The 25,631-nt window shown below is 52.8% G+C and carries 20 protein-coding genes; 15 read left to right on the forward strand and 5 right to left on the reverse strand.

What is annotated here, in order from left to right:
* Positions 1–25: 25 nt before the first annotated feature.
* The 14 genes from BMY09_RS03065 (at position 26) to BMY09_RS03130 (ending at position 18,391) form a co-directional block, all read left to right on the forward strand.
* On the forward strand, positions 26–1,858 hold the full coding sequence (locus tag BMY09_RS03065) for an ABC transporter ATP-binding protein (RefSeq protein ID WP_091353729.1): 1,833 nt from the start codon (positions 26–28) through the stop codon (positions 1,856–1,858).
* A 75-nt stretch (positions 1,859–1,933) separates the two neighbouring features.
* Positions 1,934–2,683 (forward strand): ABC transporter permease, encoded by a 750-nt coding sequence (locus BMY09_RS03070; RefSeq protein ID WP_091353732.1) that lies wholly within the window; start codon positions 1,934–1,936, stop codon positions 2,681–2,683.
* A 17-nt stretch (positions 2,684–2,700) separates the two neighbouring features.
* Positions 2,701–3,579: a DMT family transporter gene (locus tag BMY09_RS03075; protein ID WP_245756482.1), complete on the forward strand. Its 879-nt coding sequence runs from the start codon at positions 2,701–2,703 to the stop codon at positions 3,577–3,579.
* Positions 3,580–3,630: 51 nt separating this feature from the next.
* Positions 3,631–4,263, forward strand: coding sequence for a LysE family translocator (locus tag BMY09_RS03080; RefSeq protein ID WP_091353738.1), 633 nt, complete (start codon positions 3,631–3,633; stop codon positions 4,261–4,263).
* A 1-nt stretch (position 4,264) separates the two neighbouring features.
* Positions 4,265–5,296, forward strand: coding sequence for an NAD(P)H-dependent flavin oxidoreductase (locus BMY09_RS03085; RefSeq protein ID WP_091353741.1), 1,032 nt, complete (start codon positions 4,265–4,267; stop codon positions 5,294–5,296).
* A gap of 162 nt (positions 5,297–5,458) precedes the next feature.
* Positions 5,459–5,941 (forward strand): FKBP-type peptidyl-prolyl cis-trans isomerase, encoded by a 483-nt coding sequence (locus tag BMY09_RS03090; RefSeq protein WP_091353744.1) that lies wholly within the window; start codon positions 5,459–5,461, stop codon positions 5,939–5,941.
* A gap of 214 nt (positions 5,942–6,155) precedes the next feature.
* Complete coding sequence (locus tag BMY09_RS03095) at positions 6,156–7,076, forward strand: AAA family ATPase (RefSeq protein WP_091353747.1); 921 nt, start codon at positions 6,156–6,158, stop codon at positions 7,074–7,076.
* 35 nt (positions 7,077–7,111) lie between these two features.
* Positions 7,112–8,116: a DUF58 domain-containing protein gene (locus BMY09_RS03100; protein WP_091353750.1), complete on the forward strand. Its 1,005-nt coding sequence runs from the start codon at positions 7,112–7,114 to the stop codon at positions 8,114–8,116.
* A complete protein-coding gene (locus BMY09_RS03105) occupies positions 8,113–10,101 on the forward strand; it encodes a transglutaminase TgpA family protein (RefSeq protein ID WP_091353754.1) in 1,989 nt (662 codons plus the stop codon). Before BMY09_RS03100 ends, BMY09_RS03105 begins: the two co-directional genes overlap by 4 nt.
* 86 nt (positions 10,102–10,187) lie before the next feature.
* The gene (locus BMY09_RS03110) at positions 10,188–10,913 is read left to right on the forward strand and encodes a M48 family metallopeptidase (protein WP_175483424.1); all 726 of its coding nucleotides are present in this window, start codon (positions 10,188–10,190) and stop codon (positions 10,911–10,913) included.
* Between the two features lie 242 nt (positions 10,914–11,155).
* On the forward strand, positions 11,156–12,949 hold the full coding sequence (locus BMY09_RS03115; RefSeq protein ID WP_091353759.1) for a methyl-accepting chemotaxis protein: 1,794 nt from the start codon (positions 11,156–11,158) through the stop codon (positions 12,947–12,949).
* Positions 12,950–13,290: 341 nt separating this feature from the next.
* Positions 13,291–14,409: a porin gene (locus BMY09_RS03120; protein ID WP_175483425.1), complete on the forward strand. Its 1,119-nt coding sequence runs from the start codon at positions 13,291–13,293 to the stop codon at positions 14,407–14,409.
* A gap of 224 nt (positions 14,410–14,633) precedes the next feature.
* The gene (nosP, locus tag BMY09_RS03125; RefSeq protein WP_091353764.1) at positions 14,634–15,797 is read left to right on the forward strand and encodes a nitric oxide-sensing protein NosP; all 1,164 of its coding nucleotides are present in this window, start codon (positions 14,634–14,636) and stop codon (positions 15,795–15,797) included.
* Positions 15,794–18,391 (forward strand): hybrid sensor histidine kinase/response regulator, encoded by a 2,598-nt coding sequence (locus BMY09_RS03130; RefSeq protein ID WP_091353767.1) that lies wholly within the window; start codon positions 15,794–15,796, stop codon positions 18,389–18,391. Before nosP ends, BMY09_RS03130 begins: the two co-directional genes overlap by 4 nt.
* A 116-nt stretch (positions 18,392–18,507) precedes the next feature.
* Here BMY09_RS03130 and BMY09_RS03135 read toward each other — a convergent pair whose 3' ends face one another.
* Entirely contained in the window at positions 18,508–19,179 is a 672-nt protein-coding gene (locus tag BMY09_RS03135; protein ID WP_091353770.1) for a response regulator, read from the reverse strand.
* A 509-nt stretch (positions 19,180–19,688) separates the two neighbouring features.
* Between BMY09_RS03135 and BMY09_RS03140 the strand changes: the two genes are divergently transcribed.
* Positions 19,689–21,818 carry a sensor domain-containing diguanylate cyclase gene (locus tag BMY09_RS03140; RefSeq protein WP_091353774.1) on the forward strand — a complete coding sequence of 710 codons (2,130 nt, stop codon included), beginning with the start codon at positions 19,689–19,691 and terminating at the stop codon, positions 21,816–21,818.
* Here the strand turns inward: BMY09_RS03140 and BMY09_RS03145 are convergent.
* The 4 genes from BMY09_RS03145 to BMY09_RS03160 are packed head-to-tail and all read right to left on the reverse strand — an operon-like array spanning position 21,778 to position 25,549.
* Positions 21,778–22,569 (reverse strand): ABC transporter permease, encoded by a 792-nt coding sequence (locus tag BMY09_RS03145; RefSeq protein ID WP_091353777.1) that lies wholly within the window; start codon positions 22,567–22,569, stop codon positions 21,778–21,780. The genes BMY09_RS03140 and BMY09_RS03145 overlap by 41 nt on opposite strands.
* A complete protein-coding gene (locus BMY09_RS03150) occupies positions 22,566–23,291 on the reverse strand; it encodes an ABC transporter ATP-binding protein (RefSeq protein ID WP_091353780.1) in 726 nt (241 codons plus the stop codon). Before BMY09_RS03150 ends, BMY09_RS03145 begins: the two co-directional genes overlap by 4 nt.
* Before the next feature lie 58 nt (positions 23,292–23,349).
* Positions 23,350–24,330 carry a YVTN family beta-propeller repeat protein gene (locus BMY09_RS03155; RefSeq protein WP_091353782.1) on the reverse strand — a complete coding sequence of 327 codons (981 nt, stop codon included), beginning with the start codon at positions 24,328–24,330 and terminating at the stop codon, positions 23,350–23,352.
* A 37-nt stretch (positions 24,331–24,367) separates the two neighbouring features.
* Positions 24,368–25,549 carry an ABC transporter substrate-binding protein gene (locus BMY09_RS03160; protein WP_245756483.1) on the reverse strand — a complete coding sequence of 394 codons (1,182 nt, stop codon included), beginning with the start codon at positions 25,547–25,549 and terminating at the stop codon, positions 24,368–24,370.
* Between the last annotated feature and the right edge of the window lie 82 nt (positions 25,550–25,631).

A 25,631-nucleotide genomic window follows, 5' to 3' on the forward strand; every position in this document is an offset into this window, starting at 1 on the left:
GCGCTAGGGCCTTTGGATTCTGTAGATGCTGCGATTTTTTGAACGTCTGACCAACCCATATCCTGAGCCGGAACCCGGTCAGCCGCCTAAGGGGCTATACCGCTTCTGCCGTTATTATATGCGGGGGATGGAGTGGCCGCTGTTGCTGATGACACTGTGCTCTGCGCTGTTGGCGATGCTAGAGGTCTCGCTGTTTGGTTTTCTCGGTCAACTGGTGGATTGGCTGAGCAATAAGCAACCTGATACATTCTGGCAGGAGGAGGGGGATACTCTGACGCTGGTGGGCGTTGTGTTGCTGATCGGGCTGCCGCTGTTGGTGGTGCTCCATTCCCTGATCGTACATCAGGTGTTGCTGGGGAATTTTCCCATGTCGGTTCGCTGGCTGGCGCACCGCTATCTGTTACGTCAGAGTTTGTCATTTTACCAGAATGACTTTGCCGGGCGGATCGCCACCAAGGTGATGCAAACATCACTGGCGGTGCGGGAAGCCGTGATGAAACTGCTTGATGTCCTGGTTTATATCGCAGTGTATTTTCTCTCCATGCTGGTGCTGGTGGCACAGTCTGATCTGCGCCTGATGTTCCCGTTACTGGGCTGGCTGGTAGGTTACTGTCTGCTGATGTGGTATTTCGTGCCCCGTCTGAGGGATGTGTCAGCGATACAGGCAGATGCCCGCTCATCGATGACCGGGAGGATAGTCGATAGCTACACCAATATTTCCACCGTGAAACTGTTCTCTTACAGTCAGCGTGAGTCGGATTATGCCCGGGAAAGTATGGATGGTTTTCTGACCACGGTTTACCGGCAGATGCGTCTGGCCACCGGCCTTAATGTGACGGTGCAATGCCTCAACTATCTGTTGCTGTTCATCACCACCGCTGTGTCGATCTACCTGTGGAGTTTCAGCCTGGTGACGGTGGGGGCTATCGCTATCGCCATCAGCCTGGCTTTGCGTCTCAACGGTATGTCTCAGTGGATTATGTGGGAAGTGAGTATGCTGTTTGAGAATATAGGCACCGTCAATGATGGTATGAATACCCTGTCTCAGCCGCTTGATGTCACCGACCGCAGCGATGCAAAGCCTTTGGTTGTTGAGACGGGAGCGATCCGCTTTAACGATGTTTCATTTCACTACGATAAGCGTGAAGGGGTGATTGAACACCTGAATCTGGATATCAGACCCGGTGAAAAGGTCGGTTTGGTGGGGCGCTCAGGTGCGGGAAAATCCACTCTGGTTAATCTGTTATTACGCTTCCATGATCTGGCTGATGGGCAGATTCTGATTGATGGCCAGGATATCAGCAGGGTGCAGCAGGATAGTCTGCGGCATCAGATCGGCATGGTGACTCAGGATACCTCGCTGCTGCATCGCAGTGTGCGGGATAATATTCTCTACGGTCACCCGGATGCATCTGAGGCGCAGATGATCGATGCTGCCAGACGGGCAGAGGCGCATGAGTTTATACTTGGGTTGAGCGATCCTCAGGGGCGCACCGGTTATGATGCTCAGGTGGGTGAGCGGGGTGTGAAGCTGTCCGGGGGCCAGCGTCAGCGGATCGCGATTGCCCGGGTGATTCTGAAGGATGCGCCGATTCTGATTCTGGATGAAGCGACATCGGCACTGGATTCAGAGGTCGAAGCGGATATTCAGCGGGGCCTGTCCAATCTGATGCAGGGTAAAACCGTTATCGCTATCGCCCACCGGCTGTCCACAATCGCCGCAATGGACCGGCTGATTGTTCTGGACCAGGGGCGTATCGTAGAGCAGGGTAACCACCATCAACTGGTGCAACAGGGGGGGATCTATGCCCAGCTCTGGGCGCATCAGTCCGGTGGCTTTATCGGTATGGATACCTGAGTTTCGTTCACAGGTCCACAGCTCAATAACGTACCGTAGTACAGCGGGTAAAACCGCTTAATAAGGAGAATCCGGATGCATGTAATTTCATGGGGGTCACTCGCCTGGTGCGCTATTCCGGTGGTACTGATTGCGACTGTCTATACCCGCTGGTCAGGCAAGGCCTCCGAGGTGTTGTTGTCAGCGGCGCGGATGACATTGCAATTGATCGGCGTCGGCTATGTTCTGGTGGCGCTGTTTGAAAATCCCTCGCCCTGGATTACTGGCGGGGTGCTTGTTGTGATGATCTGTATCGCCAGCTGGATCGCACTGCGCCCGGTGAATCATCAGCGCAACTACCTTAAACCCACGCTGATCGCGCTGACCTGCTCGGCCGGATTACACCTGTTTATCTCACTGGTTCTGGTGATCGGTGTTGACAGCTGGTATGAGCCAAGAGTGATTATCCCGCTGGCAGGGATGTATTTTGCCAATACGATGAATGCGATCAGTCTGGCAACCGAACGCTATCATTCTGAACTGCAGGAAGGTAAACCGGAGCCAAAAGCGCGGCTGACCGCGTTTCAGGCGGCGATGATTCCGCAAATCAACAGTCTTCTGGCGGTGGGCCTGGTATCCCTGCCCGGGATGATGACTGGTCAGATCCTTTCCGGTGTGTCACCTTTGATCGCGGTACGCTACCAGATCATGATCATGACCATGGTGCTGGGTAGCGGAGGCTGCGGAGCGGCGCTGATGCTGTGGCAGCTGGGGCGCGCGGATCGGTCCGGGCGGCAGCGTGATAACGGTCCGGCCGATGCGGACCTGGTGGAGAATGACTTATGAATCAGCCGGCGCTGTTAATGACTACTCTATATACCCTGTTTGCCCTGTTGGCGTTTGCCGGGAATTCGGTGTTGTGCCGTCTGGCGCTGGGTGAGCAGAGTATCGATGCGGGCAGCTTTACGGTGATCCGTTTGCTGTCTGGGATCGCGGTACTGTCAACGCTCTGGTATCTGACACAGAAGCGCAAAGCCGAAACCGACCCGGGCCGAGGGCGGGGCAGCTGGACCGCCGCCCTGATGCTGTTTATTTATGCGTTGGGCTTTTCGTATGCCTATATCAGTCTCGATACCGGCACCGGTGCACTGATCCTGTTTGGCGCAGTGCAGATCACCATGATTATGGTGAGTCTGTTGCGGGGCACCCGCCTGGTGTGGGCTGAATGGTTGGGGCTGGCACTGGCGTTCAGCGGTTTTGTCTATCTGCTTAAACCGGCTATCAACACCCCATCCCTGTGGGGATTTGTGCTGATGACCGCGGCAGGCATTGCCTGGGGAATATACACCCTGAAGGGGCGGGGGTCGGTTAATCCGCTGGCCGATACTCACTTTAATTTTTTCCGCACCCTGCCGCTGGTTACGCTGACACTCCTCTTTACCCTGACACTCAGTAATGCTGTCATTACTGTCAATGGGGCGTTGCTGGCGATGCTTTCCGGAGCGATCGCTTCGGGCATCGGTTACGCTGCCTGGTACCGGGCACTCAGCGGTTTATCGGCAGTGCAGGCTGCGGTGCTACAGTTGCTGGTCCCGGTCATCGCGGCGGCCGGTGGCGTGGTGTTTACCGATGAACAGATCACTACTCGCCTGCTGATTGCGGCACTACTGGTGCTGGGAGGGATTTTTCTGGTGGTGGTCGGACGCTATTATCTGCTCGCGCGGCGCAGTTCGTCGGTCTGAGGAGGATGTTTTGAATTCACTGAATCTGTGTAGTGAGGAGTTTTACTGCTAATGGAGAGCCATCTGTTTGCCACTTTTCTGGTTGCCATTACTCTGTTAACCCTGACCCCGGGGGTTGATACCCTGGTGACTATCCGCAACAGCGCCCGGGGAGGGTGGCAGGATGGTTTCGCTACCAGTACCGGCATCTGCTGCGGGTTGTTCCTGCACGCAACCGTATCTGCGCTGGGAATTTCGGTCATCCTGTTGCAATCAGCCAACGCGTTTCAGTTTCTGAAGCTGATCGGTGCGGGGTATCTGATCTGGCTGGGATTCACCAGTCTGCGGGGGATCGTTCAGGGACACAGCGTATTCAGGCTCCCGGATACCGGCAGCAGACCCTTTGTGATCTGGCGCTCACTGAGAGAGGGTTTTTTGTCGAATGCCCTGAACCCTAAAACAGCGCTCTTTTATATGGCTTTTCTGCCCCAGTTTATTGATCCGCAGGGGAGCGCCCTGACGCAGTCGCTGTGGCTGGCGGCGATACATTTTGTCATTGCCATGCTGTGGCAGTGTTCGCTGGCGTTGGCGGTTAACAGCGCCCGTCACTGGCTACAGAGTCAATCGGTCAGTATTGGATTTAATGCGCTCAGTGGTTCGGTGTTGATCTATCTGGGTGCCCGGTTGGCACTCACGGAGAATTAAAATGGATATAAAACAGCTCTTTGGTATTGAACTGCCACTGATTCAGGCGCCGATGGCGGGCGCGCAGGACGCTGCACTGGCGATAGCGGTAAGTAACGCTGGAGGCTTGGGGTCACTGCCTTGCGCCATGTTAACCCCGGAGCAACTGCGGGCTGAACTGGAAACGATCAGGGCGGCAACCGATAAGCCGGTCAATCTGAACTTTTTTGCCCATACCCCTTCGGCTGTTGATCAAAAGCGGGAGCAACGGTGGCGTAACCAGTTGCAGCCCTATTATCGCGAATATGGCATCGATCCTGATAATATTTCCGCTGCACCAGGTCGTGCGCCTTTCAACAGTGAGATGGCGGCGGTTATCGAAGAATACCGTCCGTCGGTAGTCAGCTTTCACTTCGGTTTACCCTGCCCTGATCTGCTTGAGCGGGTGCGTCGTTGTGGTTGTAAAGTGATCTCCAGTGCAACCACCGTGGCCGAAGCCGTATGGCTGGAACAGCAGGGGGTCGACGCGGTGATTGCACAGGGTGTGGAAGCGGGAGGTCATCGGGGATTTTTTCTTAACCGGGATCTGAATAGTCAGACAGGCACTATGGCCCTGGTGCCACAGATTATCGCTGCCATTGGATTACCGGTGATTGCTGCCGGAGGTATCGCTGATCAACGTGGCATCCAGGGGGCGCTGGCGATGGGAGCTGCCGGAGTGCAGTTGGGAACGGTATTTCTGTTGTGTGATGAATCGCGGGTCAGCGAAATCCATCGGCAGGCTTTACGGGAACCCAGTACACCTACCGCGCTGACCAATATTTTTTCAGGAGGACCCGCCCGGGGCATTGTCAACCGGGTGATGGCCGAGTTAGGCCCTGTGGCACCGCAGGCGCCCGAGTTTCCGTTGGCTGCAGCATCAATCGCTCCTTTGCGGGCGGCGGCTGAACGGCAGGGGCTGGGGGACTTTTCACCTCTGTGGAGTGGGCAGAATCGTAGCGGCTGTCGTGCTGTTCCTGCTGCCGAGCTGATCGCTGAACTGTTCTGCCATTAGGCAGAGGGCGTGGCCAAACGGTTTGCCTGCAGCGTCGCTGACGGTATAAAATTTTATTCAGGGGTTGATATCCTATTTCTCACCCCCAGATTAAAAATATTCCACTAATCTAGGCCTCTGTCAGCAGCGCTGTTCACGTCTTTAACACTTGAGGTCTGAACAATGCAGATTGCTGACAAAAAAATTGTCCTGATACACTACACCCTGAAAAACCTGGATGATGAGGTGATGGATTCCTCGGAGGGTGCAGAGCCTTTGGCGTACCTGCATGGTACCGGCAGTATCGTTCCCGGCCTGGAAAAAGAGCTGGCGGGCAAAAAAGCCGGCGATAAGATCAATGTTGAGGTTGCCCCTGAAGAGGGTTACGGCGAGCTGAATCCTGAACTGATTCAGGAAGTTGACCGTGCTGCGTTTGAAGGGGTCGATAATATTGAAGTGGGCATGCGCTTTATGGCGCAGACTGCCTGGGGTCAGCAGCCGGTTGTGGTAACTGCTGTCAGCGATGAGACGGTGGTTGTTGATGGCAACCATCCGCTGGCTGACCAGACGCTGAAGTTTGATGTCGAAGTTGTTGAAGTGCGTGATGCCACTGAAGAAGAGCTGGAACATGGGCACGCTCATGGTGAAGGCGGGCACCACCACTGATTTAACTGATTAACAACAGTAACACCCGATTAAAAGGCGCTCAGCGCCTTTTTTTATTGTCTGGACTTGCTTACGTGTGTAGTTCTACCCGTGAATGAGGCGCTGGCAATGGTGATTTTGGGCACTTTTTGCTTTTGAGTCATCGATTATTTCCCCCGTTGCTGTATATATAATGGATAGGATGTTTACCCAGCCAAAGGAAGAGTGAGTCCCGATGCGAGACCAGATTGAAGCGGTGATTAAAGCGGTATCCAGTGTTCTTTATGGGAAGCAGGAGCAGATCAAGCTTGCCCTGACCTGTATTTTCAGTCAGGGGCATCTGCTGATTGAGGACCTGCCGGGGATGGGTAAAACAACCCTGGCCCACGCGCTGGCTAAAGTGCTGGGGCTGGACTATCAGCGCTTGCAGTTTACCAGTGATATGTTGCCGGCTGATATTCTCGGCGTGACGATTTTTGATCCTTCCAGCAACCGTTTTCAGTTTCATCCCGGGCCGGTATTTACTCAGTTATTGCTGGCTGATGAGGTCAATCGTACCACTCCCAAAACCCAGTCTGCACTGCTGGAAGCGATGGAGGAAAGACGGGTCAGTCTGGATGGGCAGACCCATCCGTTGCCATCCCCCTTTTTTGTTATCGCAACACAAAACCCGGTAACTCAGCAGGGGACATTCCCGTTGCCTGAATCTCAGCTGGATCGCTTTCTGATGCGGATAGAACTGGGCTATCCCGATGCCCGGGCCGAGCGGGAACTGCTGCGCGGTGGCGATCCCCGGGAGCGCCTGCAAACACTGGCGGCAGTGATATCCGCGGCAGAGTTAGAGCAGATAACCCAGGCTTGCAGCGCGGTTAAAGTGTCTGACAGCATTCTGGATTATCTGCAGCGGCTGATCGCCTATAGTCGCCAGGCGCCGGAGTTTAGTTTTGGTATCTCTCCGCGGGGCGCTTTAGCACTCCTCAGCGCAAGTCGAAGCTGGGCCTATATTGATGGGCGGGATTATGTACTGCCTGAGGATCTGCAGCAGTTGCTCGGGCCGGTTACCGGTCATCGCTTACGGGCGGCAGAAGATATCGGAGGCTTTGGTGCCAACGCCCTGATTCAGCAACTGCTGAGTCAGGTTGATGTGGTAGGCTGACTATCAACTATGCTACCTGAGTTGAGGTGTGAAAGTTGACCGGATCTATACGACAACGATTGGGACGGGCTGTGATTGACTGGAGCCTGCGCCGCAGTCCCCGATTAAAACAGCTGACCCTGAGTCAGCGGCGTATCTATATCATGCCCTCGCAGGCAGGAGCCGTGTTCCTGATGTTGTTGCTGGTGATGCTGATACTGGCGATTAACTTTCAGAACAATCTGATGTTTGCTGTCACTTTTCTGCTGGCCAGCCTGTTCGTGGTAACTATCCTGCACACCTATGCCAATCTCTCCGGACTGACGATTCAGTTTGTCCGGGGTCACCCCTGCTTTTTAGGGGAACAGGCCGCTTTCGATCTGACGCTGACTGCGAGGGGGACGCGGCAGTACGAGAGTATTCAGTTACGTTTGCGCGAAGGGGAGGGAGCCGCTATTGATCTGGTTGAGGATCGACAGCGCAGTCTGACCCTGTATCAGAATACTCATCGTCGGGGTTATCTGCCGGCCGATGCTCTGTTGATTGAAACGTTTTATCCGCTGGGGCTTTTCAGAGCCTGGACCTGGTTGCAGGTCGATCTTAAAAGCCTGGTCTACCCACGTCCCGTCGAGGGGGGGCAGTTGCCCGATATGCATGATGCGGCAGGGGGCGATCAGCAATCACCGCATCTGGCCGAGCGCCCCGGGGGGGAGGAGTTTACCGGACTGGAGCAATATCAGGCCGGCATGTCGCTGAAACGGGTGGCCTGGAAAAACTATGCCCGGGGGCAGGGGATGCACGCCAAGCAGTATGTCGAACTGAGTGATAATCGCAGATGGTTAAGTTGGGAATTGTGGCCTGAGTTGTCTGGCGAAGCCCGCCTCTCCCGTCTGACATGGTGGGCGTTGCAGTTGCATCGACGGGGTGAGGAGTATGGGCTGCGATTACCCGGTATCGAGATCCGTCCTGACCGGGGAGAATCACACCGGGTCAGAGTGCTGGAAGCGCTGGCCTGTTTCGGTCTGGACAGCCCGGTTGAGCTTCAGGAGAGCCGCCCGTGAAACCGCTCTTTCAACTGACCCGCAGCAGTATGATCTGGTTGTTGGTGAGTATTCTGATGGTGACAGCTCCCTATGCCACGGTGGTTCCCGGCTGGTTGTTTCTGCTGGCGGTCCTGACCGTAGGCTGGCGCCTGATGGTACATAGCGGGCGCTGGAACTTCCCCCATTGGAGCATACGTCTGGTGCTGCTCTTGCTGGTGCTGGTGGGACTGCTGTTTGAACTGCGCTCGGGGTCGGCGATGGTGATCACCGTCAGCCTTCTGGTGGCGGCTTTTCTGCTCAAACTGACCGAGATGTATCGCCGCCGGGATGCGCTGGTGGTGCTCTATGTGGCGCTTCTGCTGATCGTTTGCAGCTTTCTGTTTTTTCAGTCGATACCGATGGCGTTTTATTGTCTGTTATCGCTGGTGGTTGTCACAGCCTGTCTGAACACTGTCTATCGTAGTCAGCAGAACAGTGATATCTGGCGGCCATTGAAACGCTCCGCCGTGCTTTATATGCAGGCGCTGCCGATGATGCTGGTGCTGTTTGTTATTTTCCCCCGAATGGGGCCGCTCTGGCAGGTGGATCTGAATACCGGACAGAGTTTTACCGGTCTTTCTGATTCGCTTTCACCTGGTGATGTCAGCCGCCTGACCCGGTCAGCGGACATCGCTTTCAGAGCCCGCTTTGACGGTGATTTACCACCAGAGAATCAGCGTTACTGGCGGGGTCTGACCTACGACCGCTTTGATGGCCGGCGCTGGAGCCGTACTGAATTGCAACAGGAGAGTCAAACATCCTTGCTGACTCAGTTCAATAGTGCTTACCAGGACTATCGTTACCAGATCGTCATGGAAGCCACCGGGCAGCAGTGGCGTTATGGGCTGGATGTGCCACTAAGCTTTCCAGCGACGATGAGTCGCCTCAGTGATCTGACCCTGCAGGGCGGGGAGCCCCTGATGCAACGCACACAATATTCGTTGGTGTCCCGCTCTGCTCCTGTGCGGGAGCCGTTGGCGGATGGCCACTATCTCCGCTATCTGCAACTGCCTGAAAATGGTAATGAACGTGCCCGGCAACTGGCGTTGAGATGGGCATCCGAACAGCCTGGGGTGCAAGCCTTTACGGCACAGATGCTGACCTTCTTTGCCAGGGATTTTCGTTATACTCTGGAACCGCCTCTGCTATCGGGACGTGATTCTGTCGATCAGTTTCTGTTTCAGACACGGCAGGGATTTTGTGGTCACTTTGCCAGTGCCGGAGCCTTTCTGTTGCGGGCTGCTGGCATCCCTGCCCGGGTGGTTGGAGGCTATCTGGGGGGGGAGATGAATCCGCTGGATGGTGCTCTCAGTGTGCGGCAGTACGAGGCCCATGCATGGCTTGAGTACTGGGATAGCGAGGACCTGAGCTGGCACCGGCTGGATCCCACCTCGGTGGTGGCACCCCTGCGGCTGGAACAGTCCGCAGCGCAGTTGTTCAGTTCGGAGCCATCATTTCTGGCCGATTCGATGTTGATGCGCACCGGTTTCCTGAGTGGTTCGCTGTTAAAACAGCTGAGGCTGCGTTATGAGGCGCTGAACTATGGCTGGCACCGTTGGGTGCTGAATTTTCATGAGCATCAGACCGGTTTTTTACGGCAGTTACTTGGCGAGATCTCCGTAATCAGAATACTATTACTGATTCTGGTGCCGGGAGGGTTGGTATTGCTGGCGGTTGCGGGCAGCTTATTTATCCGTCGGGGACCGCGTAAAGATCCACTGTTTTTAGCATTACAACGGCTGGATAAGCATTTGAAACAACGGGGTATGCAGCGTCTTTGTGGCGAGACTCCGGGACAGTTTTTTTCCCGGTTGGGGCAGGTGTTTCCTTCACTTTCGGATGAATTTACTGCACTCTCCCGCTGTTATGAACAGATCAGTTACGCGGAAAATTCTGATCCGCAGCTGCAGCAACAGTTCCGGCAACTGATAAATCGTTGCTGTACACAGATCCCTCAGTCATAACTCTGTCTGATAAGCCTGAAAGGTTGTTATATCACCGGATTCGTCATTTCAGACAGGTGCACACAAAAACTTGCGGAGAGACGCATTTGATACCCGATTATACTCTGCGGCGCAGTTCCCGGCGGCGCACCATCGAAATTCAGGTTCGTCCGGACAGTGTCAGAGTGTTAGCTCCAATCCGGGTGGCGCAGTCCCGAATTAACCAGTTGGTCGCCGAAAAGAGTGACTGGATTGCCACCCGCCAGCAGGAGCTGAGGTTACGGTTACCGATCTCCCCTCAACCGGTGGTACTGGAGCAGGGCAGTGAGCTGCGCTGGCTGGGTGAGCCTGTGATGCTGAAACTGGCAACCGAAAAGCCTGAGACCGCTGTTAACCTGAGTGCGGGGATTATTGAGCTATCGCTTTCCCGACGCATCCGTAAACCGCAGGCTGAAGTGGTACCGGAGCAACTGGAGCGTTGGTACCGGGAGCAGGCGCAGCACTACTTCCAGCAGCGGGTAGCTGAGTGGAGTGAGCTGATGAAACTATCACCCACCGCCATCGTGGTGCGTAGCTATAAACGCAAGTGGGGCTGCTGTAACAGTCGTGGTGTGGTCAGTTTTAATTGGTTGCTGATGATGGCGCCAGTGAGGATTATCGACTACGTTATTGTTCATGAGCTGAGTCACTTGAAACAGATGAATCACTCCCCACGATTCTGGCAGGAAGTTAACCGGTTTTACCCGGATTATGCTGAAGCGAAAGCCTGGTTAAATAGTCATGGCGCGGGTTTGTGCTGGCCTCCAGTCGGAGCCCGTCCCGATCGGTTGTAACTCAGCCAGTTTATTGACCGGTGATAATCTTTGATAACGAGAATTTTGATATTAAAGTTCAGGATTCAATGAAACTCAGGTAGTAGAACTTTGGTGTGACAAAATAATCCTTTAGTCTCTATCTCTCTGTTAATGATGATAATTACATGAAATGGGTAGTGTTTTGCTTTATACAGAGCGGGTTTTCATTTAAAACATTTACTACCGTATTTGAATAATAACGACAAAAGAAGTGGATGAGTATGGGGCTCTATGACACAGTAGAACGAAATTTTTTCAACTCACTAACCCGTAAAATCGTCGGAAATGTAGCTTTCCTGCTTCTGCCCTCGCTGCTTTTTATGGGGTTTAACTGGTATAGCCTGGGTCAGCTTGAGCAGGCTGCGTCGCAGTCGTCGAATAACGCTGAGCTGCTATCCAGGCTTAGTCAGTTGGAGTTTTACAGCTGGTTAGTGCTGAGCTTTGCCATTGCCGCCTCGCTATTTACGATCTTCTTTATGCGCCACATTTTTTTACGACCGATTCGTAAAATGATCGATGTTCTCAGTGCGATCAAAGATAAAGATGGTGATATCTCCGCAACATTGCCCGATTTTACTCACGATGAAATATCCACAATGGCGTCCAGCTATAACGGATTTTCCACCAGTCTGAAAAAGATTATTGCAGAGACGCGCAATCACAGTGTCCGGGTGGCGCTTAGTGCGACTCAGTTAAGCAAAGTCTTGCAGGAGGTTCATCAGTCAACCACCGCTCAGGAAGAACAGGCACAACAGGTGCTGATCTCCAGCCAGGAATCCACCACGGCTATTCAGGAGGTGGCGGGTAATACCCTGAAAATATCTGAATATACCAGTAACAACCTGAACGAGATCCGAAGTTCAAGTCGTGAGCTGGAGCAGGTATTGGGTCAGGTGCGTACTATCTCTGAGCTGGCGTCCGGATTCCAGAGTACGGTTGAGAAGCTCAGCGCCAGTTCCGAGACCATTACTGAAATTCTCTCGATGGTTAAACGCTTTTCTGATCAGACCAACCTGCTGGCGCTGAACGCCTCCATTGAAGCTGCACGAGCGGGAGAAGCGGGGCGGGGGTTTGCTGTGGTTGCCGATGAGGTGCGAAATCTGTCGCAGCAGGTGCAGAATGCAACCTCTGAGATCGATCAGAATATTTCGGTGATGGCTGATCTGGTTAATGATACCAAGACAAACTCCTCCAATATTCTCGAGTATACGCGCAACACGGAAGGCTTTATCAGTGATACCAGCGAACAGTTTACCCGGCTGGTAAGTGACTTCGAAGGCGTCAATAGTCAACTGACCACCATCAGCTCTACCCTTGATGAGCTTTCCTATACGAACAAAGAGTCTCACTCTCATGTGGAGCGTATCGCGGGTATCAGTGGTGACATTCGCGATGAGATGGAGCGTTCAAGAGAGTTTTCTGCTGAACTTGAGAGCTCAACAGAGGAGACTCAGGAGTTGCTGTCCCGCTTTATTATTGGCTACGGCAGCTTTGAAAATATTATTCAGGCGGGACGGGAGTGGACCCGTCAGATACAGGAGGCGCTGGAACAACTGAACAGCCAGGGATTTGATCTGTTTGATCGCAACTACAAACGCACTAATGAGGGAGGTCTTCCCGAAAAATTTGATGTCAGCTATGTTGAGGCGTTTGAAAAGCTGTTACGTCCGATGTATGACGACTACCTGAGACAGAAGCCTGATCTGATCTACGCACTGGCTATCAGTGTTGACGGCTATGCCCCCGCACACCATCTGAAGGTGTCTGAGCCCCTGACGGGCGATTTCAATGTTGATAATGCAAAAAGCCGTCATCGTCGCTTCTTTAAAGGCAGTCGCGCTGAAGTGCGCCGGGTAACCAATACCGCCCCTTTCCTGTTGCAGACGTTCGTCCGTGACACCGGTGAGGTGCTTAATGATCTGACCTTCCCGCTCTATGTTAACGGCCGTCACTGGGGTGCGTTTGCGCTGGGATTCAAACCGGAGCTACTGCTCGATAGTGAGAGCAACAATTAAGCGAGTATACGCCGATAGGTAAAGGCGTTGTTCAACAGGCCCGCTGCCTCTGGCAGCGGGCCTTTTTTTGTCCTGTCAGGACTGAGCCGGGCCTGTGGTTTCTAATGAATCGTTAAAGTAGCGGTTCAGGTACTAAAGGATTAATCACGGCCCCGCTCTAGTCTTAAGCACTTTCGCCGTACGCCTGCTCATCCTTTGCGACCGGGACGATAGAGCGGTTTGGAATGAGCAACTAATTGCCGGTCTGAACGGCTCCAAAGTCGCCTGTTACCGGTTATCGCAAAGCCCAATAATGCCCTGACTTACACAACAAACCAATCGATGAAGAATCAGAGGGCATAATGAATAATAAAAAACTATGGCGCAGCGTGCCGTTGGCCTTGGCAGTAGCATTCAGCAACAGTGCGATGGCCGGGATCAGTCTGTATGACCAGGACGGTACAACCTTCTCAGTAGACGGTTATTTCAACGCCTTCTACACCTATCAGGATAGCGAAGATAAAGTCGCTGATACCAACACCAAAACCTCCCGGGTACGGATGGGATTTCTGCCAAACTATATCGGCTTTAATGTCGGTAAAGAGGTCGGTGATCTGACCGTGGGTGGTCGTTCATCCTTCTGGGTTTCTATCAACGATAGCAATCAGGATGGTGACGGCACTAAAACTGATTCCATGATCGATGTCCGTCAGTTCTATGCCACCGTCGATGGTGATTTCGGTCAGGTGCTGTTTGGTAAGGACTTTGGTCTTTATGCCCGCAGCAATATCTTCGGTGATGAGCTGCTGATGGGTGTAGGTTTTGCACCGGCTACCACCAGTAATACGACGTTTGGCAATATTACCACGGGTTATCCATATGCCAACCCGACTGCTCAGATCACCTACCGTTCGCCAGTGATGAGTGGCTTCCAGGTTGCAGTGGGTGTACTGGACCCAAATACGACGGGCAGTACCGCTGCGGGTGATTCCAACGCTGCTCGTTTTGAAACCGAAGCGACCTACACTGCCGATTACGATGGTGTTGCAGTCAAGGCCTGGGTTGGTGGCGCCATGGGTGATTCCGTGACTTCAGGTGTTGATGCAAAAGGTATCTCTTACGGTGCCAGAATTGCTGCCGCAGGTTTTGCCCTGACTGCATCCGGGTTCGACCAGGAAGGCATCAGCAGTGTGTTTGCCAGCAATACGCTGACCGACAGTGCTGAGTCTGATGGTTATCTGGTACAGGGTTCCTATGCGTTTTCAACTAACCGTGTGGTACTCTCCCATGGTCAGACAAAAAACACCGCAGCTGGTAGCTCTGTGACCACCAAGGATTCTCTCACTGGCGCAGCATTGTTCCACAACATCAACGACAATCTGACACTGGTGGCTGAGTATACGGTTCACAAAACCGATAACGGCAGCATCGATACTTCAGCAACCGATACGGTTGCTCTGGGCGCTGTGCTGAGCTGGTAATCTGTCAGCCAGCTCCCGCATCCTTACCGACAACCCCTTCCTCTGTCGGTGAGGATGCTTTTCTACTACTTTAGTCCTGCTTTTTTCTATTATTAATTCCTTTAAAACAATACCTTATTTAATTCTTTTCAATTTCGCACTACTCTTCAGTACTCAAGTATAGTGTTTTCATTTGTCATTCCATTTTAGACTCAAGGGTCATTTCAAACGACGGTGTGACTACTGTGACCAAGCAATCATCTCAGAATATATGCCAGCCCGAGCTGCGCACTGCATTTACGACTGAACGTGATGAACAGGTGGCAGTGGACCAACTGCTGCAACAACTTAACTGGCCCGGTCTCAACTTTGTTCTTTTTTTCTGCTCGGCGGAATACCAGTTGGACAGGCTGGCTAAGGCGTTTCAACAGGGCTTCAAAGATCTGTTGGTGGTCGGTTGCACCACCGCTGGAGAGATAACCGTCGAGGGGTACGGTCAGGGGTGTATCTCTGCGATCGGTTTTTCCCGCGAGGCGTTTGCTGTCAGTGGTCGCTTAATAAGCAGTCTGGAACACTTTGATTTTAATGATGCTCAGGGGGTGGTTGAGCAACTATCTGAGCAGTGTCTCGAGCAGCAGGTTGCACCGATCAAAGATCATAGTTTTGCCCTGACACTGTTTGACGGGTTGTCGACTCAGGAGGAAAAGGTGCTGGTGACACTGGACTCCGCTCTGGGCAGTATTCCCCACTTCGGAGGGTCGGCTGGCGATGATATCTGCCTGGCGAATACCCATGTCTATTTTGATGGCGCTTTTCATACCAATGCGGCTGTGATTATTCTGATCAATACCAGTTGTGAGTTCAGAGTGTTCAGTGGTCATCATATGGAAAGCCGGGATACCAAACTGGTAGTTACCGAAGCGGATAGTGAACAGCGCCGGGTGCTGGAACTGAATGCTGAGCCAGCAGCCATTGAGTACTCCCGCATTGTCGGGGTGCCGGTGGATGAGCTGAACCATGAGTCGTTTGCGCTGAACCCGATCGCGGTGAGAATAGGCGATGAGTACTTCGTCCGCTCCATTCAGAGCGTCAACGATGATCTCAGCCTGACATTCTACTGTGCTGTTGAAAGCGGTATTGTGCTGACGCTAATGGAGCCCGGCGAAATGATATCCAAGCTGGATCAGCAACTGACGCGTGAAGAGGAGGCGCTCGGCGAGCATCTGTTAACCCTGGGGTGCGACTGTTTTCTGCGTCGGCTTGAGGCCCAGATCCGTGGTAAAAGTGAACCCGTCTCCCAGCTGTTGCAGCGCCACCGGGTGGTGGGATTTAACACCTATGGTGAGCAGATCGATGGGATGCATGTTAACCAGACCTTTACCGGTGTCGCGATCGGGAGAAAATCATGACCGGTATGGGGCAGGATCAGCCGATTGACCTTGTCCAGCGGGTTGAGCAGCTGGAACGGGAAAACCGCAAACTGCAGAAGATCAACCGGGTGCTGATCGAGCGGGTTGAAGTCAGTGCTACCACCCGTACCGATCCCTATGCCGCTTTTGAACACTCTGTTGTACTGGCCGAACAGGTCCGTGAAAGAACCGCTGCACTGAATGTCGCGCTGGGCGATCTCAAAACCAGCAATTCCGCCCTGAGTCAGGCAAAACAGCAGGCCGAACTGGCACATCAGCGACTGATAGATGGTATTGAGAGTATCTCCGATGCGTTTGTCCTGTTTGATAGCGAGCGGCGTATTGTCCTTTATAACAGCAAATTTGAATCGGTCTGGGCGGGGACTGGCGTCTCCATTGAGGAGGGGCTGGGGATTCAGGATATTCGCCGGCTTGCGGATCAGCATGGGTTGATCGAGGAAGAGCTGCGGGGGGATGAAACGGATAACTCGGTGTTCTACCGGCTCAAGAATGGCCGCTGGTTTCAGGTTAGTGAACGGCCTACGCTGGATGGCGGTCTGGTTATTCTCTATACCGATATTACCGAGCTTAAACAGAACGAAACCGCGCGCCGGGAACGCGCCCTGGCGGATAAATCCCGGGTGTTGCAAAATACCGTTGATAACCTTTCTCAGGGGGTGGTACTGATCAATTCAGAGGGGCGGCTTGAGGTCTGGAATCAGCGCTTTCTGGAGCTGTCAGGCTTTGGTGAGGATGAGCTGAATGAACAGCCCCTGTTTGAGGACCTGATCGCCCGATGTGAGCTGATTCTGCTGACCCCTTTCACCAATCATCACCACGCCGGGGGGACTATCGAGCTGGAGCAGAGTCTGCGTAATGGTCAGGTGATAGAGATTCGTACCCATCCGATTCAGGAGGGTGGTTTTGTGAATACCTACACTGATATTACCGAGCGCCATCAATATGCTGAAACATTGCGTGAGAGTGAACAGTGGATCCGCCTGATTACCGACCATGTACCGGCACTGATCGCTTATGTGGGCGATGATCTGCGATTCCAGTTTACCAATAAGGTGTATGAGGACTGGTATGGCTGGCCGCGGGAGGCGCTGATCGGCAAAACCATCACGATGGTTCATGGTGGCGATCAGTTTGTCAATCTCAAGCCCTATATTGACAGGGCGCTGTCGGGTGAGAGTGTCACCTTCGAGATCGAAGAGAAAGATCCTCAGGGCGGACCGCGATACATGCTCAAAGCCTATGTGCCCAATCTGGATGCCGAGGGGCATGCGGTGGGCTTCTTTGTGCTGATCAGGGACATTACTGAGCGGCGTAAAACCGCCTATGCCTTGCAGGAATCCTATCAGACGATGGAGCAGCGGGTGATTGAGCGGACCTCCGAACTGACTAAACTGAACGATCAGTTGAGGCAGGAGATCACTGAGCGTAAACAGGTGGAAGGGCGTCTGCTGGAAGCCAGTAAACATGCTGAGCAGGCTAATCTGTCGAAAACCAAATTTCTGGCTGCGGTCAGTCATGATCTGTTGCAGCCGCTAAATGCAGCCCGGCTGTTTACCAGTGCGCTGCAGGAAAAGCCAGCGGTCCAGAGTGAGCGGCATCTGATCGACTCAGTGGGCAGTTCGCTGGATGATGTGGAGTCACTGCTCAGTACGCTGGTGGATATTTCCAAGCTGGATGCTGGTGTGATTGAACCTGACGTCACGGTGTTTCCGGCCAGCAGTCTGCTGAATAATATCGCCAATGAATATCAGCAGGTAGCCATCAGCGAGCAGTTGAGGTTGCGCTATGTGGCAAGCAATGCGGTGATCTGTTCCGACTCTCAGCTGTTGGCGCGAATCCTGAGAAACTTCCTGACTAACGCGATTCGTTATACCGATCATGGTTCTGTGTTGCTGGGGTGTCGGCGCAAGCGGAATAGCCTGGTTATTGAGGTGTGGGATACCGGTCTCGGTATTCCTGAAGATAAGCTGGGCGATATCTTCCTGGAGTTTAAACGCCTGCACGGCAGCCCTGTGGAAAATGATAAGGGACTGGGGCTCGGGTTAGCGATCGTTGATAAAATATCGCGGATGCTGGGACATCAGATCAGCGTCAGTTCAGTGCCGGGCAAGGGATCAATGTTCTCTGTCGAGGTTCCCCTGGCCAGGCCTGATCAGCTTCCTGTCAGGACTAAAGAGCAGCATCAGCCAGCGACTGGAGATCAGCTTCAGGCGGCCGAGATCTGGCTGATCGACAATGACCCGGCGATCTGCCGGGGGATGCAAACTCTGCTGGAGGGGTGGGGCTGTCGTGTGCAAACGGCCCACGATGAGGAGCAGTTGATGGCGTTGCTGGATAAGGGGGAAGCGCCCAAATTATTAATCGCTGATTACCATCTGGATAATGATGAGAATGGCCTGGATGCCGCCATCCATTTTAACCGGCGACTGGCTCAGCCGGTTCCGGTGGTGATGATTACCGCAAACTATACCAATGAACTGAAACAGATCGTGCGCGAGCAGGGCTATCTGCTGATCAATAAACCGGTTAAACCGATGAAGCTGAAGATGACGCTCAATCATCTGTTGGAATAAACGCCCTGCTGGTGAACCGCAGGGTGTCAGAGGCTCTGCCAATGTTGGCCAGTGTCAGGATTATAAAGATTCACCAGACACTGACTCTATTGCCTGTGTAGCCGGAAATGGGTGGGTTAACGTTTCAGGTACTGGTTGAAGTCTACATTGCCGGCAGAGAGTACCGCCTGAATGCGATTATGCACGCCAAGCTTGCGCAGTATTGCGCTGACATGAGCCTTCACTGTGGTCTCTGCGATATTGAGCGTGTAGGCGATCTGTTTATTGGATTCACCCTCAGACATTCGTTCCAGAACCAGCAGTTGCCGGCGGGTTAGGGAGGAGAGCATCTCTGGTGGGATCTGGCTCTCATCGTGACGGCGGTGAATGCTGCTGCCTGAGGGCTTCTCTGAGCGGATGATGTCAGATGGCAGATAAACATTACCGTTAAGAATCTGCTGCAATGCTTCGGTCATCTGTTCCCGTGGTGAAGACTTGGTGATAAAACCTACTGCACCGTAGGTGATCGCCTGGAGTACAATCTGCTTATCCTGTTCCGCTGATACAATTACAACGGGAATCGTTGGCGAGTCATTGCGCAGGCTGATCAGCCCATTCAGACCGTGCATTCCTGGCATATTCAGGTCCAGCAGAATCAGATCAAGGTCTTCTTCCTCTTTGGCAATTTCCAGTGCACTGTCCAGGTCTTCCGTTTCGAGTGTTTCACAACCAGGAAAACCATTCGCGATGACGCCGCAAATTGCTTCACGAAACAGAGGGTGGTCGTCGGCAATAAGAATTTTATACACGTTGTTCTCCCGCTGGGCGACTGCCGGTTGGCAGATAGTTACCGCCCATTATAATTATTCTGTAATGGGACTGGGTTTATTACCCCCCAGTTTACTACATTGCAGCTTCAGAGTAGAAACCGCTTTATCTGTGATGCGCTTTAATCTCTGAAGATCTTCTTAGTCAGGTATGTCCTCAACCGCTTCTGAGCTAGTCGCAGGCAGTGGCCCAGACCTGATCGTTCAGGTTAACATCCGCTGTATAAATTAACGCTTATTCTATTACACCGTTAGGAGGAGTTTATCGCCATTCTACTATGCGTGTAAAAAACCAATACTAAAGTACTATTATCTATCATTGCGGAGCAAGTGACGGATAAATAAACATAATTTTACGTTTGTGATATGATCCTGCAGGCCTGTATACCTGCGTTGAGGTCTATACGATCTCTGCTTATGTGGTCTGCCCACGCAGTGAGTTGGTTTGAGTTAAAAAACGTTTTCCGTAGTACGTACGTTGGATCTGATCAGTGAATAAAAACAATAACACGACCCGATTCCCTGCCCAGCTATTGTGGGGGGTCTCATGTATTATTCTTATACTGCTGCTGTCACAAACCGTCTATTTCTTTATTAGCACCAAAAACCAACATCAGCATCAGTTGGTGTCACTGCGAGAAAATCTGATGCAGTCCCAGCGAAAGCGGCTCGACGCCGAGATGGCTGATGCTGAGTATATGATCCGACAGATGTTTACCGAAGCCACTGATCTGCTAAAGCGTGAATCGCGTCAGCAGACCCGTCAGGCTCTGCAACTGATGAACTCGCTCTACCAGCGCTACCATAAGCAACTTAGTGAAGCCGAGATGAAACAGTTGCTGATTGAGGCGCTGCGGGAGATCCGTTTTTTTGATGGCCGGGGATATTATTTTATTGATCAGCTAGATGGCACCGCCGTGCTGTTGCCGATCGCCCCGGAGATGGAGGGGCGTTCCCTGCTGAATAACCGGGATGATACCGGGCACTATATTATGCGCGGGCTGATAGAGGCTGTATCTAACGCTCAACGCGCCGGATTTTCCAACTACCGCTGGTATGCCCCCGATAACAATCAGGTGATGAAAGATAAGATCGCCTATGTCGAGGTGTTTGAACCTTACAACTGGATTGTCGGTACCGGTGATTATCTGTATCGGTTTGAAGATGATCTTAAACCACGAATCTATAACTACATCCGCAACATCCGTTTTGGACATACCGGTTATTTTGCGCTGGCGAGCAATGATGGAACCCTGCTGGCCAGTGGCGTCACTCCTGAGCTGGAGGGGGTTAATTTTACAGATGATCCAAACCCCAGGATTCGGGAGAGCGCGCAGACCGTAGTAGATACTGCCCGCAATGGCGGCGGTTATCGCTTCTATGACTGGTTCAGACCAGGGGATACTACACCCAGTAAAAAACTGTCACTGATTGAACCTTTGCAAGATCGGGGCTGGATTCTGATAGCGGGTATCTTTCAGGATGAGTTGAGTGAATTGCTGTTGGCGCAGGAACAGTCCCGCGATCGGGAGATTCGAACCGTTGTGATCAAGCAGGTAATCGCCTTTACCATCATTGGCTTATTAGCGTTGCTGTTGACGCTCACCTATAGCCGCTGGCTGCAATCGCGCTTTAAGCGTTATGAGAACGATATCCACAAGCAGCAGACAATGCTGCGTAACACCGCCGACTCGCTTAAACTCAGTAGCCTGATTTTTGAGTCTGCCTATGAGGGGATCATTGTCAGTGATGCCGACAACAATATTCTGCAGGTGAACAGTGCAGTGACCCGGATTACCGGATATCAGCAAGATGAACTCATCGGTAAGAATCCAACGGTACTCGCTTCTGACCGCCAGGATGCCGGCTTTTACCGGCGTATGTGGCAGAGTCTGGATAGCGAGGGCGTGTGGCGTGGCGAGATCTGGAATCAGCGTAAAAACGGTGAGGTATATCCTGAATGGCTATCGATCAGTGTTAACAAGGATTCCAGCGGCAGGGTGCAGAACTATATTGCCATCTTTTATGATATTACCCAGCGTAAAGAGCTGGAGCAGCAGTTACGCAGTATGGCGGAAACCGATCCACTTACCGGGCTGGCAAACCGGCGCGCCCTGATGGACAGCCTGAACCGTGATCTGGCTTTCAAAGAGCGTTATCAATCCCCTGGCATTGCCCTGTTTTTTGTTGATCTTGACCACTTTAAGGCAATCAATGATAACTATGGACATGATGTAGGAGATACGGTGTTGAGTGAGGTGGCGAATCGCTTAACCTGCTGTCTTCGTGAGTCCGATCTTGCCTGCAGGGTAGGGGGGGATGAGTTTGTTGTGCTGAGTAAATTTAAAGAGGATGGTGATTCCCGGCAATTACATCAACTCAGTCGGCGGTTATTGAGTGAGTTGCTGAAACCGGTGCGTTTTGCCGATGTTGAAATCGCGATCAGTTGCAGTATCGGCGTGGCCGTCCACCATCAGGGCGAAGATTCATATGCACTCATGAAATCGGCAGACCAGGCACTTTACATGGCCAAGCATCAGGGACGCGGCCGGGTTATCTTCTATGGTGACAACCCGAGCACTATCGCTTGCCCATCCCCTGCTGAGGCTGAAACCCTCTGACGGCCACTATTGAAGCTACCAGTGTAACCACAATAACGATGCTCAGTGCCGTGCTGTTTACCTGCTGGTATAGCGCAAACCGGATCAGTTCGACTCCGTGGCTGAAGGGGTTCCAGGCGCAGATCCAGTAGAGCCATTCGCTCGCTTCACGCATCTTCCATAACGGGTAAAGGGCGGAAGAGAGAAAGAACATCGGAAAAATAACGAAGTTCATCACCCCGGCAAAGTTTTCCAGCTGCTTGATTTTAGCTGAGATAAATAAACCGATCGCACTCAGCATCATGGCAACCAACAGGAAAGCAGGAAGTGCGGTGAGATAACCCCAGAGAGGCGCTTCAACCCCCCAGAACCAGGCAATCACCAGAAAACCATAAACCTGTAACAGGGATATCAGTGAGGTTGCCATCAGCTTGGATAGCAGTAAGAAAGGCCTTGGCATGGGGCTCACCAATAGCACCCGCATACTCCCCATCTCCCGGTCGTACACCATTGACAGCGAGCTTTGCATTCCGTTGAACAGAATAATCATGGCGCACAGTCCCGGCACAATATACACCTCATAGGTGATATAGGTTTCGTAAGGCGCAATGATGGCGATACCCAATGCCGCACGGAAGCCTGATGCAAATACAACCAGCCATAACAGGGGGCGAACCAGGGCGCTGAAGAACCGCGAGCGCTGCTGCACAAAACGCAATAGCTCACGCTGTAACAGACCATTGAAACAGATCAGGGCATCGCGAAGAGTCATGTTGACGTTCCTGTAAGTGATCGGAATAGTGTGCTGATATCTGCACTCTGATGTTGCTGGCATAACTGATCGGCAGTATCGCTGGCGAGAATCCGGCCTTTGAAGAGGATGGTAACGGGGTCATCGTTTTGCACCTCTTCAATCAGATGGGTGGCCCAGAGCACGGTGAGCTGCTGTTGCCTGCATAACTGACGAATATGTAGATTGAGTGATTCCCGGGTGGCGGGATCAAGGCCAACACTGGGTTCATCCAGTAGCAGTATTTCGGGCTGATGCAGCAATGCCCGGGCGATCTCAACCCGGCGTCGATGCCCCCCGTTGAGGGTGCGGACCTTATCGTGCAGTCGCTGGCTGAGATCAAAGCGGGCCAGCTCTTCGGTAATCCGGGGCAGGGCTTGTCGCTTCGACATACCGTGCAGCGCTGCATGGTAGTAAAGGTTCTGCGCCACACTCAGATCCAGGTCCAGCGTACTTTGCTGAAACACCACGCCGAGTTTGCGCATCACCTGTGCAGGATGATGCGCAATACTGTGACCGGCAATAGTGATCTCGCCACTCTGCAGCGCATAGAGTCGTGATAACAGCGCAAACAGTGTGCTTTTACCAGCACCGTTAGGTCCCAGCAGGGCATTAAAACAGCCCTCCTGTAGTGCCAGATTGATATCCTGAAGGGCATTCAGAGAGCCATAACTGAAACTGAGATTGCGGATGATGATGCTCATAGTCGATGCTCATAGTCGATGCTCATAGTTGCCAGATAGCTGCCTGGGGATTAAGGAGTCAGGGCTTGATCCGGATTCCCCAGGGATAGCGTCCCACTTTGATCGATTTGATCACCTTCATCCGGTCAAGGTCAATCACCGACACATCGCCGCTGATACCATTGGTGGTGAGCAGGCGACTCTGGTCAGTATTAAATTCCATATGCCATACTCTGCGACCGACCAGTAGATAATCCAGAATTTCATAGGTTTTAGCATCGACAACCGCAACGTGATTGGCAGGCCCCAGCGCAACAAAGGCATACTTGCCGTCATCGGTCAGTTTTATACCGACCGGCTGGATCTTGTCCGGGTGTACCCCTTTGATTTCGAAGTGAAGCTTATGGCTTATCTGACGACTGGCAACATCGATGATTGACACGGTACCGCCAATTTCGGATGAGGCCCAGACAATGGAGCCCTCTTTGTTAAACTCGATGTGGCGTGGGCGCTGGTCTACCAGAGTGTTATCCACCACCTCATGGGTTTCGGTATCGATCCAGTGCACCATATTGGTGGTCTCGCTGGTGGCCAGTGCCCATTTGCCATCGGGGCTGACGGCCATCCCTTCCGGTTCAACCCCGACATCAATCTGCGAGATCACCTCCTGGGTTGTCACATCCACCACCGTGACCACTGCATCATTCTCATTGGCGATGTAGAGTTGCCGGTCATCCGGGTGCAGAGCAAACTGTTCCGGGTCTTCCCCAGACGGCAACTGGGCGATGATACGGTTGTTTTTCAGATCCATCACCTGCACCGCATCTGAATCGCTGGCACAGATGTACAGGCGTGTTCTATCGTGGCTGAAAATGATCCCCCGGGGGCGTTCACCTACCGCGATGGTATCGGTAACCTCCAGGGTATCCAGGTCGATAATGGAGAGGGTATCGTCCTTTTCGTTTGACACATAAGCAGTTTCAGCAACCGCCTGATGACACGCTATCGCGGTACTCAGGGCGAGCGCCACAGACGGGACAATTTTGGTTAAATATCTCATAGAGCAGATCCTGTTTTTCTTCTTATTCCGGGAAGCGTTAATGGGAAGCATAGGTAACTTTGCAGCTGGACTCCGGCTGATCAAAACCCAGTGTGTCCAGATCAGTGACCGGATGGAGAAAACCCTCCAGCGGTGGCTGGGCAACCAGTGAACGGGGTTGCACCAGCGGAATCGGCTGGCGCAGCTGACCGCTCCAGCTGCGATAGTTCAGTTTGCGGCCTTTAAATGCAGCCAGTTGAAACTTATCTGAGTTGATAAAATTAAACAGGGTTTCTGCGGCAGACGATTTAGTTTGGGTGACCGCTTCGCCAATCGTCCTGATTGCGGCCCAGGCGGCGTAATCCTTGCTGTTCATCCAGCGTTTAAACTGGTCTTCAAAACGACTCTGAAGCTGAGCCGCACCCCACTGTTCCACCACCCGATGCCAGGCTACCGGGGTTAGCCCCTGAGTGCCGGCCACAGGTCTCGGATACCAGGTGTTATACAGCACGTATTCACCGAAATCGCCCTGTTCATCGGCGACAACCACCAGATCATACTCATCTGTCTGGGTAAACAGGGGCAGTTCCCGCTGTGCCGTGCGCCGCAGGTCGGTATCAAAACTCCAGGTTTTCTCTGCCACAATTTTCAGACCGAAGCGTTTAGCTGTACGTTTCAGGGCGTCAGCATAGGCGATATCCCCGGGTTGTGAACCTTTAATCAGCAGCCAGCGCTGCAGACGCCGGGCATTACTCCACTGTCCCAGGGCATCGGTCAGCATGGCGCGGCTTGGCAGGGTGTGCAGGGTATTTGCCAGACATTCACGGGTGCGCAGCTCATCGGCATAACTGCCGGCATTAAACAGAATCGCGCCATAGGGTCTGGCCAGTTGGCTCAGTTCGATCAGCTGTTTTTCAGGCAGATCCGTAATCAGTAGTCTCAGGCCGTCCTCGAGCCATTGCTGTGCAATCTGATTGACCTGTTCCGGTGATGCGGCAAGTTCTGAGGTCAGGGTATAGTGCTGTTTCAGGAAACGGCCTGTGGTGTTGTTATCTTTGAGGCCCAGCTGGGCACCACTGAAGCCACGGTCTTCCGGTTCAGGAATCAGGTTTGAAAGTACCGGCCCCTGGTGAGGGTGGTAAGCGATGTAGCCGATGCGGATCTCCTGGGGGGTTGCCAGGGCATAGAGACTGAAAATGGAGCCCGCCAGAATCCAGCATAATGATTTGAGTGTACGCATATAAGAACTCATTGGTCAGAAGCTTTCAGGATAGGTGCTACCGCAAGCGGGTTAAATATGCGGAAAGTACTGAACAATTAGT

The sequence above is a fragment of the Amphritea atlantica genome, from assembly GCF_900111095.1.
In the GTDB taxonomy this organism is placed as follows: Bacteria; Pseudomonadota; Gammaproteobacteria; order Pseudomonadales; family Balneatricaceae; genus Amphritea; species Amphritea atlantica.

Coding starts and splice junctions, on each gene's coding strand:
- BMY09_RS03075 (WP_245756482.1), top strand. CDS start 2,701: ATGACTACTCTATATACCCTGTTTGCCCTGTTGGCGTTTGCCGGGAAT.
- BMY09_RS03150 (WP_091353780.1), bottom strand. CDS start 23,291: ATGAGCATCATCATCCGCAATCTCAGTTTCAGTTATGGCTCTCTGAAT.
- BMY09_RS03155 (WP_091353782.1), bottom strand. CDS start 24,330: ATGAGATATTTAACCAAAATTGTCCCGTCTGTGGCGCTCGCCCTGAGT.
- BMY09_RS03120 (WP_175483425.1), top strand. CDS start 13,291: ATGAATAATAAAAAACTATGGCGCAGCGTGCCGTTGGCCTTGGCAGTA.
- BMY09_RS03130 (WP_091353767.1), top strand. CDS start 15,794: ATGACCGGTATGGGGCAGGATCAGCCGATTGACCTTGTCCAGCGGGTT.
- BMY09_RS03070 (WP_091353732.1), top strand. CDS start 1,934: ATGCATGTAATTTCATGGGGGTCACTCGCCTGGTGCGCTATTCCGGTG.
- BMY09_RS03090 (WP_091353744.1), top strand. CDS start 5,459: ATGCAGATTGCTGACAAAAAAATTGTCCTGATACACTACACCCTGAAA.
- BMY09_RS03085 (WP_091353741.1), top strand. CDS start 4,265: ATGGATATAAAACAGCTCTTTGGTATTGAACTGCCACTGATTCAGGCG.
- BMY09_RS03080 (WP_091353738.1), top strand. CDS start 3,631: ATGGAGAGCCATCTGTTTGCCACTTTTCTGGTTGCCATTACTCTGTTA.
- BMY09_RS03095 (WP_091353747.1), top strand. CDS start 6,156: ATGCGAGACCAGATTGAAGCGGTGATTAAAGCGGTATCCAGTGTTCTT.
- BMY09_RS03115 (WP_091353759.1), top strand. CDS start 11,156: ATGGGGCTCTATGACACAGTAGAACGAAATTTTTTCAACTCACTAACC.
- BMY09_RS03145 (WP_091353777.1), bottom strand. CDS start 22,569: ATGACTCTTCGCGATGCCCTGATCTGTTTCAATGGTCTGTTACAGCGT.
- BMY09_RS03065 (WP_091353729.1), top strand. CDS start 26: ATGCTGCGATTTTTTGAACGTCTGACCAACCCATATCCTGAGCCGGAA.
- BMY09_RS03160 (WP_245756483.1), bottom strand. CDS start 25,549: ATGCGTACACTCAAATCATTATGCTGGATTCTGGCGGGCTCCATTTTC.